Origin of the sequence: Pseudomonas sp. CCI1.1 (genome assembly GCF_034348165.1) — a bacterium.
GTDB classification, from domain to species: Bacteria; Pseudomonadota; Gammaproteobacteria; order Pseudomonadales; family Pseudomonadaceae; genus Aquipseudomonas; species Aquipseudomonas paracarnis.
On the sequence record NZ_CP133780.1, the window covers coordinates 307,144 to 321,789 of the forward strand.

Here is a 14,646-nt window from a genome sequence, read left to right on the forward strand (position 1 = left end):
ATGATAATGGATCTCAACGGCAAAGGCCAGGATTGTTCGACAATTTATCGGGCTGAAAGGCCCGTGCTAGAGCCTTTCTTTGATTTGGATCAAGGTTTTTATGCCGCGAGCGCGTCACGCGCTTAGAGGAACCAGCGATATTCCCGCGCCTGGATCTCCTGCTGGAAAGCCAGGTGGTCCTGGCGTTTGTTCTCGCAATACACCTCGACAAATTCCGCGCCCAGCTTGTCGCGCAGTACTGGTTGTTGCTGCATGGCACGCACGGCGTCGAGCATTTCCACCGGGAAATCGGCGCCGCTGTTGCGGTCCTCGTTCAGTGGCGCGATGGGTTCGCGCTTGGCCTCAAGCCCATGCTCCAGGCCCACCAGGATCGCCGCCAGCACCAGGTAAGGGTTGGCATCGGCGCTGGCCAGGCGGTGCTCGATCCGCAGGTTGCGCGGGTCGGACTCGGGGATGCGCACACAGGCATCGCGGTCTTCAAAGCCCCAGCTCGCCCGCGTCGCAGCGTTAACCGTGCCGCCCAGGCGGCGGAAGGCATTGTGGTTGGGCGAGAAAATCGGCATGCAGTGGGGCAGTAATTCCAGGCAACCGGCTACGGCGTGGCGCAATGGCTGCTGCTGATGGGCCGCTAGCAAGTTATTGCCCGCTGCGTCGTAAAGGCTGACATGCACGTGCATGCCGCTGCCGGGAAATTGCAGGTAGGGTTTGGCCATGAAGCTGGCGCGGTAACCATGCTTGAGCGCGACGCCACGGGTGCTACGGCAGAACAGGGCGGCCCAGTCGGCGGCGCGCAGGCCGTCATCGCAGTGGCCGAAGTTGATCTCGAACTGGCCGGGGCCGATCTCGGCGGTGATCACCGTGATGTCGATGCCTTGGTCCTTGGCGGTTTGCGCCATGTCGTCGAGCACGTCGCTGAAACGCGACAGCCGTTCGATATGCAGGTTGGGCTGGTCGTCGGCATCCCCACTGAGCGGGTCGCGGGCAAATTGCGGCAGGCCGTTTTCCAGCTGTTTATCGAACAAGTAGAACTCCAGCTCAAACGCCACCACGGGATGAATGCCCTGATGCTGCAAGCGTTCCAGCACCTTGGCCAGGACTTCGCGGGGTTCGAACTCGATGGGCGCTTCGGTGCCGTCCGAGGTGATGAGCATTTGCCCCAATGGCTGCGACTCCCAGTTCACCGGTTTGAGCGTGCCGGGCACCAATCGGCGATTGGCGTCCGGGTCGCCATCGTTGAAGCAGTAGTCGCCAATCTTGAACAGCCCACCCTGGGCCCCCAGTAGCACCGCATTCTGCGGCAGCTTCAGCGGGCTGCCGGCGGCGATTTTTTCAAGCATCTCCACTGGGTAGCGCTTGCCGTAGAAATGCCCGGGAATGTCCAGGGCGATCAGGTCGACATAGCGCACGTCGGGGTGGTTCTGGCGAAAGCTCCGTACTTCGGCCAGCAACGTGGAGGAATGGCTTTTCACGGGTGCAGCTCCTAGTTGTAAACCCACAAGACGCGGGCGGGCAGGTCGGTCAGGTTGGCGTAGCGGCAGTGGGCGAAACTGGCGAGGTGGAAGCTGTCGCCGGGGCCGAGGGTGACTGGCTCGGCTTCGTCATCCACCCACAGGGTCAACTCGCCTTCGAGCACAAATCCGGCCTGTTCGGCACGGTCGCTCATGCTCTGTTCGCCGCTGTTGGCACCGGGGGCCAACAGGCTGTCAAGCATCGAGAACGCACCGTTCATGCTCGGCGACACCAGGATGTCGGTGATGCCGTTGGCGTAATACACCGTGCGCCGCTCGTTGGGGCGGGTCACCCAATCCACCGCCTTGGGTTTGGGCAGGCTGTAGAAATACGTGGTGGGCACGTCGAGGGCGTGGCTGATGGCGGTTAAATCGGCCACGGTCGGGCGCGACAGGCCACGTTCGACCTGGGACAGAAATCCCACCGATCGTTCGATTTTTTGCGCAAGTTGGGCCAGGGTGAGCTTCTTGTGCTTGCGCAGGTCGTGGATCAGCGCCGCGAGGGTGGCGAGTTCTTCTTGTGGGGTCATGAAATTTATATCGAATAATTTCATGAAAAATTACATGATAAATTTCACGAAGGCAATCTCTGGCCACAGGGAAACCCGGCTGAATGATTGCGCGCCGCCGCGGTCGGAACCTGGGTACGCACCATTAATTGAAGGAGCACCCATGAAGTCGAAAACCTTAGCCGCTTGCCTGCTGGTCGCTGCCAGCTTTTCCTCCGTCAGCGCTGTCGTGCAGGCCGGCGATACCCCTCAGGAAACCGTGCAACCTTCAAACATCAACGCCCGTGACTTGAAAGAGGGTGATCGCGCCCCGGACATCTTGATGCGCGAGGAGTCAGCGATTAAAGACTGGAAAAAACGCGGGCTCAAACAGCCCGAAGAAGAAAGCCAATGGGCGCGTGTAGGTGACAAGTACGTCCTGCTCAAGACCACCAACGGCACCATCCTGGAGATTACGCCAGTCAAGAAATAATTCCGCCGGGGCACCTGCTCGCTTCATGTTTCTTGCGTTAAGGTAACCGACCGCAATGGTCGCGTTACCTTTGAAGAACGAGAGCAGGATGCTTGCCACCATCAGAAACTACCCCCGCACTGTGAACCTGTTGCTGTGCGCCACGTTGCTGCTGACGCTGGCCAAGGCCATCACCTTTCCTTATCTCGTGATCTACCTCACCAGCCATTTCGCCTTGGACATTACCCAGGTCGGCCTGGTAATCGGCAGTTCGCTGATCGTCGGTTCACTACTCAGTGTCTACGGCGGTTTCCTGGTCGACCGCATCAACAGCTATCGCCTGTTGCTCGGCTTGAGCCTGGTGTTTGTGCTGGGGTTTATCGGTACGGTGCTGGCGCAGAATATCTGGGCGTTCTATGGCTGCCTGATCCTGATCAACCTGGCCTACGCCGTCATTGATATTGCGGTGAAAGCCGGCTTCGCCAGCCTGCTGCCCGAAGACGCGCGCAGCGAAGTATTTTCCATCAAGTACACCCTCACCAATATCGGCTATGCCGTAGGGCCGTTCTTTGGCGCGATGGTGGCCAAGCTGGATATCAGCTTGCCGTTTGTTCTGTCGGCGCTGTTGGGGCTGGGGTTTTTTCTGCTGTATGGGCGCTGGGGTGACCGTAACTTGGCCACGGTGGACGCCACGCAAAAGCCGCTGCCGTTCCTTGCCGTCGCCCGCGTTTTGCTGCAGGACCGTCGCCTGGTGTGCTTCACCCTCGGCGGTTTACTCAGCGCGGTGGTGTTCGGCCAGTTCACGGCCTACCTGTCGCAATACCTGGTGACCACCACGACCGCCGAATACACCTACACGGTGATCAGCGCGGTGCTGACCACCAACGCCGTGCTAGTGATTGCCTTGCAGTACCTGATTGGCCGGCGCATCTCGCACCGTTACCTGAGCCAGTGGCTGAGCGCTGGCTTGAGCATGTTCATGCTGGGGTTGATCGGCTTCGGGCTGTCCACCAGCGTGTTGGGCTGGGTGCTGGCGATGGCAGTGTTCACCGTCGGGGAGATCATCGTGTTCCCGGCCGAGTACATGTTTATCGACCGAATTGCCCCGGACCACCTGCGGGGCATGTATTACGGGGCGCAAAACCTGTCCAACCTTGGTGCCGCGCTGGGGCCGGTGCTGTGTGGGCTGGTGTTGGCCAGCCTGCCGGCCCATTACATGTTCTACATGCTGGGGGCGTTTATCGTTGCCGGCGGGGTGTTTTATTTCATGGGAGCGGCGATAAAGGCAAATCATCCAGCGTGAGCTTGCCGACGTTGTTGCTTTGCAGCTCGTAGCGCAATTCATCCACCATTTTCGCTACTTCCTGCGGGGTCTGCAGGCGGTTGGTGCTGATGCCAGTGACCACCAGGTCGACGCGGCCGGTCTCGGCATCATAGACCTTGAGGGTCAAGGACGCGTCCCGGCACAGGGTGAATTCGCACGTCAGCGGTGACAGGCCTTCTTCGATGCAGTTGCGCAGCTGAGAGAGGGTAAACATGCGGGTTCCTTCTAGGCATAAATACGATCCCTTGAAGGTTATTGCTTGCACCGCCGCTCAATAAGGCGAATTCGCACTAGACGCACTAGTGCATTTGCAGGGTCAGGGCTTGTTTTTCAGGCGCAAATCACCGGCAAACAGCCCGCGTTCACGAGCCCAGACGATCGCTGCACTACGGCTGTGCACCCCCAGCTTGGAATACACCGTGGCCACATGGTTACGCACGGTGTTGGGCGCCAGTTTCAGGCGCGAGGCGATCTCTTTGTCCGCCAGGCCCTCGCAGATCAGGCCCAATACATCGCGCTCGCGGGCGGTGAGGTCGGTGAAGGAAACATTCGGCAGGTTGGGGCTGTTGACGCTCTTGGCGTTGGCCAGCTTCTCGATCAGGGTCTGGCTGAACCAGGACGCGTCCTGCATGACTTCCTCGATGGCCGCCACCAGTTCCAGCTCCGAGCGTTTGCGCTCGGTGATGTTCATCAGCACCATCAGGTAGCAGGGCACGTCCTGGATAATCACGGTGTCGGCGGATACCACGCAGTCGATCACCTCGTTGCCTTTCTTGCGCACCTTGAGGTCCTGGCCTTCAAGGTTGCCGGCTTTTTCCAGGGTGGCGAACAACTGCGCGCCGGCCTGGGGGCTGTCGATGAAGTTGATGTCTTCGATGGATTTGCCGATCAGTTCCTCGCTGATATAGCCGGTGATGCTCATGAAGGCTTCGTTGATGTCTACCACCTGGCGGTTGTCGGCACTGCATACCAGGGTCGGCACGGGCGTCAGGCGGAAGGATTTGGCGAAGCGTTCTTCGCTCTGGCGCAGGGCGATCTCGGCTTTACGCCGTGGCTCCAGGTCGGTGAAGGAAAACAGCATGCAGTCTTCCTCGTTCATGTCCAACGGTTGGCCGGCGACGATCACCAGTTTGCTGCCACCTTCGGGCAGTCTCAGTTCGGCCTGCATCTGCGGGATGGTCGCGCCTTCGCCCAGGCGCTGGATCGCCAGGTCCTTGCGCTCGGCCTGTTCCAGCACATCCAGTTCATACACGGATTTGCCGATGACCTGGTCGCGGTTGTAGCCGGTCATCTCCAAAAAACCCTGGTTGACCTTGATGTAGCGCAGGTCGCTGAGGCGACAGATCACCGCGGGCGCCGGGTTGGCGTTGAAGGTTTTCTCAAAACGTTGCTCAGCGCTGGCCCATTCGGTGGCGTCGCTGAGGATCAGCACCAGCAACTCCGGCTCACCCTGGGCATCGGTCAGCACCAGGCTGCGCAGGCGGTGCACCCAGCTGCGATGTTCGTCGTCGGCGGGCGTGACTTCCACCACCACATCGCTGAACTCTTCACCGGCAGCCACGCGGCTGAGGGGGTAGCTGTCCAGTGGCAAGGGATGGTTGTTGCGATAGCGCAGGGCAAAGCGCTTGGCGTACGCCTCGGTATTGGCGCCCAGTTCCTTGACCTCGCTGACCCCATGCATGGTCAACGCCGCTTCATTGGCCCACAGAATGGTCTGGTCGACCTCGGCCAGAATCACACCGTCGGACAGTCCCGAGATGATGGTCTGCAGTTGGCGGCGGTTGGTTTCTTTGGCGAGAACATCCTGGGTCATAACGTCTCCGATTAGGGCAGGGCAAGGCACATTGGGTTACGACATCCTGGCGTCAGGATAGTGCAGAGTAATTGCCCACGGGGCAGTGCGAATGCACCAGGGCGCCTGGTGCATATGGGCCAGGACTGAACGTATGTCGTTTCGCCACACTCACACCCATCAAGGCGCATTGCCTTGCTCCTCAATTTGAAAAGGACCTTTGTATGACCACTGTCTATGAAACCAATCGATCGCTGTTTCGAGTGTCGTGGAGCTCGGTATTGGCCGGTAGTGCAATCGCACTGGTCACCTACCTGGTTTTGAGCGTGTTGGGCACCGCCATTGGCGCCAGTGCCGTTGACCCGATGGAAGCGGGCAACCCGTTGAGCGGTTTTGGCACGGGTGCGGGTATCTGGCTGTTTGTATCGACACTGGTCGCCATCGCGTTGGGCGCCTTCGTGGCCGGCCGCACCGCGCCGGATCGTGGCGGTCTGCATGGGGTGCTGACCTGGACCTTGACCACCTTGCTCACCACTTGGCTGTTGGCGGGCCTGGCTTCCAGCGTAGTCGGTACGGCCGGCAACGTGGTGGGTAAAGGTCTGTCTGCTGCGGGCAGTGGCATTGCTGCCGCCGCGCCGGGGATTGGCAATAGCATCAAGCAACAGTTGAATGAGCAGGGCATCGAGCTGGACTGGAACAGCCTGCAAGGCCAACTGGATACGTTGCTCAAGCAGAGCGGCAAGGCTGAACTGGACCCTGCCAATGTCGAGCAGAAAGCCGATCAGGCAGCTGCCGATGGCAAGCAGTCGGCTACCGATGCAGCGACCAATCCTGCCCAGGCCGGTGATGAGCTCAAGCAATGGTTCGAACGTGTGAAAGCGTCCGGCGAGCCAGCATTGAATGCAGCGGATAAAGAGGCGCTGGTCAACATCGTCGCGGCCCGCACTGGCAAGAGCAAAGAAGAAGCCACCCAGATCGTCGACAACTATGCCCAGGCTTATCAGCAAGCCATGCAAAAAGTCGATGAGCTGAAAAAACAGGCTGAACAGAAAGCCCGTGAAGCCGGTGAAGTCGCTGCCAAGCAACTGTCCCGCGCCGCCTGGAGCACCTTGGCCATGCTGCTGTTGGGTGCGGCGTTGAGCTTCTTTATTGGTCGTATCGCGCTGACTACCCGTCGCGTGCCTTTGGCTTAAAGATGTCTGCGGCAAGGACGCCGCCTGTGTGAAGGGGTAAAATGCTGGCATTTTACCCTTATCCCACAAAGGTGACCCTTGAGCGCAGGCAAAGCCGTCGGACTGTTATTACTCACTTCCCTGTTGGCGGCGTGCGGCACCTCGCCGCCACGCACGCCCAACGACCTCTGCGGTATCTTGCGCGAAAAAGACGACTGGTACGACGCCGCCAAGGTCACGCAAAAGCGCTGGGGCGTACCGATCCAGGTGCCGTTCGCCATCATGTATCAGGAGTCGGGCTTTCGCCACGACGCCAAGACCCCGCGTAAATACCTGCTGTGGATCATCCCTTGGGGCCGCGTCTCCACGGCTTCCGGCTATGCCCAGGCCAAGGATGAAGTGTGGAACGACTACCGCAAAGCCACCGGCCGCAGTGGCGCTGATCGCGAAGACTTCGACGACGCCATCGATTTCATCGGCTGGTACATGGACAAGACCTACACCATCAATGGCGTCTACAAGTACGACGCCTATGGCCAATACCTGAACTACCACGAAGGCTGGGGCGGCTACCGCCAGCGCACCTACGCCAGCAAAGCCTGGCTGCCGCCGGTAGCGAGCAAGGTACAGGCGCGTTCGCAGATGTATGCGCGCCAATATGCCGGGTGCAAGGATGAGTTGGGGCGTGGGTTCTGGAGCCGGTTCTGGCATTGGTTGTAAAAGGTCGACACAGCGACCTCTGAATGCATGCAGATTCAATGTGGATTCTGACGCGGCTGTATGCATTCCAGCGAACGGTCCACCATCACGCTGGCCATTCCCCTGCACTTGCCAAACCCATCCGATTCTGGGAAAACCCCAGCCTTTGGCCCCTTCAATGAGAACCCCATGAGCAACGACGAACTGCAGGTCACCGACATCCGCCTGGGCGACGGCAAAGCCGTGGTCAAGGGCGCGCTGATCACCACCCAATACACCGGCACCCTGGAAGATGGCACGGTGTTCGATTCCTCCTGGGAGCGGGGCAAACCGTTTCAGTGCGTGATCGGCACTGGCCGCGTGATCAAGGGGTGGGACCAGGGCTTGATGGGCATGCAGGTTGGCGGCGTGCGCACGTTGTATGTACCCGCGCACCTGGCCTATGGCGAGCGCTCGATGGGCGCGCATATCAAACCCAACAGTAACCTGCGCTTCGAGATTGAATTGCTGGAAGTGCTGACGCGGGATTGAAGAGGTTGAACATGGACGTTGATCTACATCTGTTGCCTGGCAGCTCCTTGGAAGGCATTCGGGTGGTTGAGCTTTTGGGTTGCGATGAGGCTGAGTTGCAGCAGTTTTTTGAACAGGCACCCCCTGAATTCAACACATAAGTGCAACGCTCACCCCTGTATGCACTTCGTACGGCGTCTTCCAGCCCAAGCGCTTGCGCGGGCGTAGATTGATCCTCGCTACTGTCCGATTGACGGCTTCGACGGTCAGCTTGCTGAAGTCGCTGCCCTTGGGGAAATACTGGCGGAGCAGACCGTTGGTGTTTTCATTGGTGCCACGTTGCCAGGATGAATAGGGGTCTGCAAAAAAGACCTGGCACTGGCTCCGTAGCGCGATGCGTTCATGCCCGGCAAACTCCCTTCCGTTATCCAGCGTCAGCGTGTGAGCGGCATGGCCCTGAAGCATCAGATTGATCGCCCGCGTTACCTGCCGGCGCGTTCTGCGCTTGACCGGATAGGCGCTCAGATAGCCGCTTTTGCGATCAACCAGGGTCACCAGGTTACCGCCCAGTCCATGTACCGTATCGCCCTCCCAGTCCCCCAGGCGCTCGCGGCTTTCGACCTCGGCTGGGCGTTCACTGATTGACACGCGATTACGCAGCTGCCCGCGCCGATCGTGGCTTCCATAGCGTTTCCGGTAGCGCTTTCGGCGATGTCGCAGATAGGTATAAAGCTCACCACCGGCGCGCTGTTCGGCGGCAATGAACCGATAAATCCACTCATGGCTGACCGCCCGGCTTGGCTGCTCCTGCTTCAACCGCTGGGCGATCTGCTCCGGACTCATGCCATGCTTGAGCCACACCGGGAGATGATGGCTGAGCCATGTCGCCGGCTTGCAAAACTTGCGCGCACCCGCTCGACGAGCATCACTTTCATGGGCCGCAGAAACAGCCTTGTAGATATTCTGGGTGCTGTTGCGGCGAACCTCGCGACTGATCGTCGAGGGATGCACGCCGACCCGCTTTGCAATGCTCGCCTGGCTCTCTGCGGCGCTCAAGCCAGCCTCAATCTGGTAACGTTGTCCCTGAGTCAGCTGCCGGTAATGCGTAGTCATCTGCGCTTGAATCCTTCGGTGTGAGAGCCTGGATTCTACCGGTGGCTGGCTCTCTGCCTCTCGTTTCAAGCGTTGCGCTTATTCTATGAATTCAGGCCCGATTACTTCATCGCGGTGAATGGCGAACCGGCTACCCCGACCGAAGCACGGGAAGAGTTACGCGGCCAATTGCCCGCTGGCTGGCATTGCAGTCGCCTGTACTGGCTGGGTTACCGCGATGCGCAGGGCCACTTGGTCGCCGTGGTGAATATCGCCGCTGATTTGCTCGCCACCGGGGTGTGGCACATCGGGTTACTGCTGGTGCATGCGCGCTGGCACGGCAGCGGGCTGGCGCAGCGTTTGCACACCGACCTTGAGGCGTGGGCGGTGGCAAAGGGCGCTCAGTGGCTACGGCTGACGGTAGTGGTGGGCAATACCAGAGCCGAGCGTTTTTGGCCCAGGCTTGGCTATGTACAGGTGCGCACCCGTGAGGGGATCACGATGGGCCGGCAGGTGAATAGGGTGTCTATCCAAGTGAAGGTTGTGGCTAGCGCGAGCATTGAAAACTACCTGGCGCTGGTCGAACGGGATTGCCCAACGTGGGGTTGAGAAAGGCGTTCCTGAACCCATCCTGAAGAATCTTCTTATTCACCAGGCTGCCACTTTCCTACGGTTTACTCCGCCAACATCGGGGCGTAAGCTTCGCGCGTTTTCATCAATACCGGAGACCCTCAGTGGGTACTTGTTCGAGTGACAGTCGTCGGCCGGTTTCGGTAACCGGCCTCTTGGCAAGGTAACGCGCATTTTCCAGATGCCGTTGTCTCGCCTCACAAAGCGAGAAGCGGCATCCCGGCGGTGACCAGTCCTGGCACCCGCCTGATTCCCTCTCATCGACGCTGACCAGCACCTGGGTAACGCCTGGATGCTACGGACGCGCCTGCCTGTTACGGCGGGCGGGCCAGGTTCGGCTGTGCCTGTGTGACGGGCGCGGTGTGGACGGGCAGTACCTGCACGACGGTTTTTCCTCGCGCAGGAGTTACACCATGAACCTCACTTTGCTCAAAGAGTTCTTCGCCGGTTTCCTGCGGACCCGGCATATAGCCCGGCATTTTCGCCGCCTGGCGATGCTGGAGACCGTGACCGATGCCAGTGTCAGCCGGGAAGTACCGCCCAGCCTGGCGCAGACACTGGTGGCGTCTGCCAACCGCAGCACTGTGCAATTGCTGGGCGTGCTGGGCAGCCACACCGAGGGCCTGAACACTCAGGAGGCCGACGCCCTGCGCGTGCAGTACGGCCTCAATGAAGTCGAACACGAGCAGCCGCTGCCGTGGTGGGTGCACCTGTGGCATTGCTACAAGAACCCGTTCAACCTGCTGCTGACTCTGTTGGCGGTGATCTCTTGGCTGACCGAAGACATGAAGGCCGCCACGGTGATTTTCTCCATGGTGGTGCTCTCGACCTTGTTGCGCTTCTGGCAGGAGGCCAAGTCGAACAAGGCCGCCGACGCCTTGAAGGCCATGGTGAGCAACACCGCGACGGTGCTGCGCCGCGATGCTGCCAAGCGCATTGAACTGCCGATCAAACAACTGGTGCCAGGCGATCTGATTGTATTGTCGGCCGGCGACATGATCCCCGCGGACTGCCGCGTGCTCAGCGCCAAGGACCTGTTCGTCAGCCAGGCGGCGATGACCGGTGAATCCATGCCGGTGGAGAAGTTTGCCCACCAGCAGGACGCCCACACGCGCAACCCGCTGGAGCTGGAAAATATTCTGTTCATGGGCACCAACGTGGTGTCCGGCGCCGCCACGGCGGTGGTCCTGGCCACCGGCAACAGCACGTATTTTGGTGCCTTGGCGCAACGCGTCACGGCGACAGACCGTGCGACCACCTCGTTCCAGCAGGGGGTTAACAAGGTCAGTTGGTTGCTGATTCGCTTTATGTTCGTGATGGCGCCGCTGGTGCTGTTCATCAACGGCTTCACCAAGGGCGACTGGACCGAGGCGTTGCTGTTCGCGCTGTCGATTGCGGTTGGCCTGACCCCGGAAATGCTGCCCATGATCGTCACCTCGACCTTGGCCAAGGGCGCGGTGTTTCTGTCGCGCAAAAAGGTCATCGTCAAGCGCCTGGACGCGATCCAGAACTTTGGCGCCATGGACGTGCTGTGCACCGACAAGACCGGCACGCTCACCCAGGACAAGATTTTCCTGGCGCGCCATGTGGACGTGTGGGGCCAGGAGTCGGACGACGTGCTGGAAATGGCCTACCTCAACAGCTACTACCAGACCGGCTTGAAAAACCTGTTGGATGTGGCCGTGCTCGAGCATGTGGATATCCATCGCGAGTTGAAAGTCGGCACCGCGTTCAACAAGGTTGACGAGATTCCCTTCGACTTCAACCGCCGCCGCATGTCGGTGGTGGTGGCCGAGCAGCATCAACCGCACTTGTTGATCTGCAAAGGGGCGGTGGAGGAAATTTTGTCGGTGTGCAACCGCGTGCGCCATGGCGACGTCGATGAAGCGCTGACCGACGAATTGCTGGCGCGCATTCGCCAGGTGACGGCGGCTTTTAACGAAGAAGGGCTGCGGGTAGTGGCGGTAGCGGCGCAGCCGATGCCGGCAGGGCGTGATACCTACAGCCTGGCGGATGAAAACAACCTGACGCTGATCGGCTATGTGGCATTTCTCGACCCACCCAAGGAAAGCACCGCCCCCGCCCTCAAGGCCCTGAAGGCCCACGGCGTGGCGGTGAAAGTGTTGACCGGCGACAACGAACTGGTCACGGCGAAGATCTGCCGCGAAGTGGGTCTTGCGCAACAAGGCTTGCTGATGGGCAACGACATCGAGTCGATGAGCGACGCCGAACTGGCCCTGGCCGTGGAAACCACCAATGTGTTTGCCAAGCTCACCCCCAGCCACAAGGAACGCATCGTACGGCTGCTCAAGGCCAACGGACATGTGGTGGGCTTTATGGGCGATGGCATCAACGATGCTCCGGCGTTGCGCACGGCGGATATCGGTATTTCGGTGGACAGCGCGGTGGACATCGCCAAGGAAGCGGCCGACATCATCCTGCTGGAGAAGAGCCTGATGATCCTGGAGGAGGGCGTGCTGGAGGGCCGGCGCACCTTCGCCAACATGCTCAAATACATCAAGATGACCGCCAGTTCGAACTTCGGCAACGTGTTCTCGGTGTTGGTGGCCAGTGCCTTTATCCCGTTTTTGCCGATGCTGCCGATGCACCTGCTGGTGCAAAACCTGCTGTATGACATCTCGCAGATTGCGATTCCGTTCGACAACGTCGATGACGAGATGCTTGCCACGCCGCAACGCTGGCAGCCGGGGGAAGTGGGGCGCTTCATGTTGTTTTTCGGGCCGATCAGTTCGATCTTCGACATCACCACGTTCGCACTCATGTGGTATGTGTTTGATGCCAACACTCCAGACCACCAAACGCTATTTCAATCCGGCTGGTTTGTGGTGGGGCTGCTGACCCAGACCCTGATCGTGCACATGATCCGCACGCCAAAAATCCCATTCCTGCAAAGCCGCGCAGCGCTGCCGTTGATGTTGATGACCGGCGTGATCATGGCCGTGGGGATATTCCTGCCGATGGGGCCTTTGGCGCACTACTTCAAATTGCAGGCGCTGCCGTCGCTGTACTTCGTGTTCCTGCCGGTGATTTTGCTGGCGTACATGGCGCTGACCCAGGCGGTGAAGGGCTACTACATCCGCAGGTTTGGCTGGCAGTAACAGGTCCCATGCAACATCGCCAAACCCTGTGGGAGCCGGGCTTGCCCGTGATGGCGGTGTATCAGTCGCCAGACTCATGGGTCGGTGTACCGCTATCGCAGGCAAGCCAGCTCCCACAGGGACCTGCGGTGTTTTTCAATTTGTCGCTGCATTCATGGAGATTTTTTATGCAGGCAATCAACAACATCAACCTCAACTCCCTGGTCGACACCGTGGTCAGCCTCAGCGCTGCGTTTATTCTCGGTGGCCTGATCGGGTTCGAGCGCCAGTACCGCCAACGCACCGCCGGCTTACGTACCAATGTGCTAGTGGCGGTAGGCGCGGCGATCTTTGTCGACATGGCCAACCGCCTGGGCGGTGCGGAAGGCGCGGTGCGCGTGGTCGCTTACGTGGTGTCGGGCATCGGCTTTTTGGGGGCGGGTGTGATCATGCGGGAGGAGGGCAATGTACGCGGGCTTAACACTGCCGCCACCCTCTGGGCTTCGGCGGCGGTGGGCGCCTGCGCCGGGGCCGATCTGATCCTCGAGGCTTTGCTGGGCACGCTGTTTGTGCTGGCGACCAACACCTTGCTGCGGCCGATCGTCAATAACATCAACCGCCAACCCTTGGACGTGGTGTCGGCAGAGGTCACCAATATCCTCTATGTCATTGCGCGCCGCAGTCAGCAACAGGCGGTGATGGCATTGCTGGAAGCCGAGTTGGCCCGCTGCAACTACCCGGCCAGTGATGTCGATGTGCGGCCATTCGGCAGCGACGAAGTGGAAATCGAGGCCATCCTGGCCGCCACGTCGGTGGATGGCGATGAACTGGATGCACTGGTGGCGCGCCTCTCAACATCAACCCTGGTGGTACAGGCTTTCTGGAGCCCGAGTACCACCGATTGATCTCCTTTGGGCTGGCCAGGATTGGCTAAGCTTGTTTGTGGAAAAATCCTACATGTAGTCCGGATTATCCCTTCAGTTGAAACATCATTGCGTTGCTAAGGTTGGGCACTTGCGGCTGTTGGGTCGTTGAGGTCCGGCGTCCGTGGTTATGCTGAGTTAATTGAAGGGGCCAGACACCGCCTCGTTACCGTCCTCAGAAGGCAGCGCCGCTCGTCGGAACTGTCAGTTCTCACAGGTACCCAGGTCCGGTGTGATGTGTAAGGGTATTTTGTCCACATAGGGAAGTTTTATGAGCAAAGCATTAATTGTGGATGACCATCCGTTTATCCGGGCGACGGTCAAATATCTCCTGAAAGTGGAGGGGTTTGATGAGATTTTCCAGGCAGGGGATGGCGCAGATGCCATGCAGTTGGCGAGGGAGCAACGTCCCGAGCTGATTATCCTCGACCTGGCGATGCCTAAATTAGGCGGGTTGGAGGTTATCAGCCGCATCAAGGCGTTGGGCCTGCCATGCAAGATTCTGGTACTGACCTCCTACCTGGCGGTGTTTTTTTCTACCCGCTGCATGCGTTCCGGTGCCATGGGGTTCGTCGCCAAGACCGGTGAACTGGATGAGCTGCAAAAGGCTATCAAAGCCATCATGTCGGGCTACAGTTGCTTCCCCAGTTTGCCGACCAGTTCGGTGCGTCGCGACGATCTGCAAGAAACGGAACGGCAGATGATCGACTGCCTGTCGGATCGTGAATTGACCGTGTTGCAGATGCTGGCCCTGGGGCTGGGTAACAAGGAAATCGCCGAGCAAATGCTGCTGAGCCACAAGACTATCAGTACCTACAAGACTCGACTCAAGGAGAAGTTACGAATGTCCTCGGTAGTGCACTTATCCAAGTTTGCCCAGCGCAACCATCTGATCTGATCCGAACTGAAATGGTCACCACCGCGTTGATGAGGTTCGC

Annotated in this window: 14 protein-coding genes; 9 read left to right on the top strand and 5 right to left on the bottom strand. The window is 59.5% G+C overall.

The window, feature by feature from the left end; genetic code table 11:
* Nucleotides 1–122: 122 nt before the first annotated feature.
* Nucleotides 123–1,469, bottom strand: a complete 1,347-nt coding sequence (locus RHM69_RS01405; protein ID WP_019821422.1) for a glutamine synthetase family protein — start codon at nt 1,467–1,469, stop codon at nt 123–125.
* Between the two features lie 11 nt (nt 1,470–1,480).
* Nucleotides 1,481–2,038, bottom strand: coding sequence for a helix-turn-helix domain-containing protein (locus RHM69_RS01410; RefSeq protein WP_044483173.1), 558 nt, complete (start codon nt 2,036–2,038; stop codon nt 1,481–1,483).
* Nucleotides 2,039–2,180: 142 nt separating this feature from the next.
* Between RHM69_RS01410 and RHM69_RS01415 the strand changes: the two genes are divergently transcribed.
* Nucleotides 2,181–2,489, top strand: a complete 309-nt coding sequence (locus tag RHM69_RS01415; protein ID WP_014717981.1) for an RcnB family protein — start codon at nt 2,181–2,183, stop codon at nt 2,487–2,489.
* Between the two features lie 88 nt (nt 2,490–2,577).
* Entirely contained in the window at nt 2,578–3,771 is a 1,194-nt protein-coding gene (locus RHM69_RS01420) for an MFS transporter (RefSeq protein ID WP_200645961.1), read from the top strand.
* On the opposite strand, the gene RHM69_RS01425 is transcribed toward RHM69_RS01420, so the two are convergent.
* Together RHM69_RS01425 and RHM69_RS01430 are read right to left on the bottom strand one after the other, a co-directional pair.
* A complete protein-coding gene (locus tag RHM69_RS01425; protein WP_003190355.1) occupies nt 3,734–4,006 on the bottom strand; it encodes a DUF1652 domain-containing protein in 273 nt (90 codons plus the stop codon). The two genes, RHM69_RS01420 and RHM69_RS01425, sit on opposite strands and share 38 nt — an antisense overlap.
* Before the next feature lie 102 nt (nt 4,007–4,108).
* Nucleotides 4,109–5,605, bottom strand: a complete 1,497-nt coding sequence (locus RHM69_RS01430) for a PAS domain S-box protein (RefSeq protein WP_014717983.1) — start codon at nt 5,603–5,605, stop codon at nt 4,109–4,111.
* Between the two features lie 203 nt (nt 5,606–5,808).
* Here RHM69_RS01430 and RHM69_RS01435 point away from each other — a divergent pair, with 203 nt between their 5' ends.
* The 3 genes from RHM69_RS01435 (at nt 5,809) to RHM69_RS01445 (ending at nt 7,986) form a co-directional block, all read left to right on the top strand.
* On the top strand, nt 5,809–6,777 hold the full coding sequence (locus tag RHM69_RS01435; RefSeq protein ID WP_019821429.1) for a hypothetical protein: 969 nt from the start codon (nt 5,809–5,811) through the stop codon (nt 6,775–6,777).
* A gap of 78 nt (nt 6,778–6,855) precedes the next feature.
* Nucleotides 6,856–7,476, top strand: a complete 621-nt coding sequence (locus tag RHM69_RS01440) for a hypothetical protein (RefSeq protein ID WP_003190361.1) — start codon at nt 6,856–6,858, stop codon at nt 7,474–7,476.
* A gap of 168 nt (nt 7,477–7,644) precedes the next feature.
* On the top strand, nt 7,645–7,986 hold the full coding sequence (locus RHM69_RS01445) for an FKBP-type peptidyl-prolyl cis-trans isomerase (RefSeq protein ID WP_032903474.1): 342 nt from the start codon (nt 7,645–7,647) through the stop codon (nt 7,984–7,986).
* A gap of 129 nt (nt 7,987–8,115) precedes the next feature.
* Here RHM69_RS01445 and RHM69_RS01455 read toward each other — a convergent pair whose 3' ends face one another.
* On the bottom strand, nt 8,116–9,078 hold the full coding sequence (locus RHM69_RS01455) for an IS30-like element ISPpu17 family transposase (protein WP_004577240.1): 963 nt from the start codon (nt 9,076–9,078) through the stop codon (nt 8,116–8,118).
* A 72-nt stretch (nt 9,079–9,150) separates the two neighbouring features.
* On the opposite strand from RHM69_RS01455, the gene RHM69_RS01460 reads away from it, so the two are divergent.
* From RHM69_RS01460 to RHM69_RS01475, 4 genes are all read left to right on the top strand, one after another.
* Nucleotides 9,151–9,666 carry a GNAT family N-acetyltransferase gene (locus RHM69_RS01460; RefSeq protein ID WP_369124984.1) on the top strand — a complete coding sequence of 172 codons (516 nt, stop codon included), beginning with the start codon at nt 9,151–9,153 and terminating at the stop codon, nt 9,664–9,666.
* Between the two features lie 434 nt (nt 9,667–10,100).
* Nucleotides 10,101–12,806, top strand: coding sequence for a magnesium-translocating P-type ATPase (mgtA, locus tag RHM69_RS01465; protein WP_038449715.1), 2,706 nt, complete (start codon nt 10,101–10,103; stop codon nt 12,804–12,806).
* Between the two features lie 167 nt (nt 12,807–12,973).
* Complete coding sequence (locus RHM69_RS01470) at nt 12,974–13,690, top strand: MgtC/SapB family protein (protein ID WP_200599402.1); 717 nt, start codon at nt 12,974–12,976, stop codon at nt 13,688–13,690.
* 289 nt (nt 13,691–13,979) lie between these two features.
* Nucleotides 13,980–14,606, top strand: coding sequence for a response regulator transcription factor (locus tag RHM69_RS01475; protein ID WP_014717992.1), 627 nt, complete (start codon nt 13,980–13,982; stop codon nt 14,604–14,606).
* Nucleotides 14,607–14,646: the final 40 nt, after the last annotated feature.